Here is a 518-nt window from a genome sequence, read left to right on the forward strand (position 1 = left end):
GCCCAGCAGCTCCTCGGCCCGGCGGTCCACCTCGGCCCCGGGCAGGCCGCGCAGCCGGCCGTTGTACTGGAGCAGCTCGCGCCCGCTCAGCCGCTCGAACATCCGCAGCCCCTCGGGCAGGATGCCGATCCGCGCCTTCACCCCGACCGGGTCGGTCCAGACGTCGGCGCCGTGCACCAGCACGGTGCCCTGGTCAGGCCGGAGCAGGCCGGTGACCATCGAGAGGGTGGTGGTCTTGCCCGCGCCGTTGGGGCCGACCAGGCCGAAGAACGAGCCGCCGGGCAGGTCCAGGGTGAGTCCTGCGACCGCGGCGTGGTCGCCGAAGCGCTTCCACAGGTTGTGGATGCTGACGGCAGGTGTCATGTGGGTACTCCTGTTGGTACGGATGTACGGCCACCCTTTCAGAGGCGGGCCCGGCAGCGGCACCCCGCGAACGACGGGCGTGTCTGCTCCGATCGGGTGAACGTGAAACCACGCAGGTGTGTTGTTCGTCATGCACCATGAGAGTCCGTCAGGAG

Annotated in this window: 1 protein-coding gene; it reads right to left on the minus strand. The window is 70.1% G+C overall.

The features are described from left to right. On the minus strand, positions 1-363 hold a 363-nt coding region (locus ABD323_RS45425), incomplete at its 3' end, for an ATP-binding cassette domain-containing protein (protein WP_344447779.1). Positions 364-518 lie beyond the last annotated feature (155 nt).

Origin of the sequence: Kitasatospora nipponensis (assembly GCF_039528135.1) — a bacterium.
Classification (GTDB): Bacteria; Actinomycetota; Actinomycetes; order Streptomycetales; family Streptomycetaceae; genus Kitasatospora; species Kitasatospora nipponensis.